The organism is Flagellimonas flava, assembly GCF_050617915.1.
GTDB classification, from domain to species: Bacteria; Bacteroidota; Bacteroidia; order Flavobacteriales; family Flavobacteriaceae; genus Flagellimonas; species Flagellimonas flava_A.
On sequence record NZ_JBODQE010000132.1, the window covers coordinates 1 to 244 of the forward strand.

Genomic DNA, 244 nt, shown 5'->3' on the forward strand with positions numbered 1-244 from the left:
GGGGACAAGCCCAAGAGGGATTTTAAAGGCTTGTTGGGAAGTATTGGCAAGTTCCTCTCGGAACTTTTGGAAATACGAACCAAAACGGATGCCGTTGCTACCAAAGAGTCCATTATTGCGGATATTCCCTTTAAGGGACATACCTCCTGGATTCTGATTTGTTCCATTTTTATTGCCTCGGAGGGTCTTAACGCCAACTCTACCGCAGTTGTAATTGGGGCGATGATAATATCGCCGCTAATGG

1 pseudogene is annotated in these 244 nt (G+C 45.9%); it reads left to right on the plus strand.

What is annotated here, in order from left to right:
- Positions 1–244 (plus strand): annotated as a pseudogene (locus ACRHOZ_RS21265) (hypothetical protein); the annotation flags it as partial.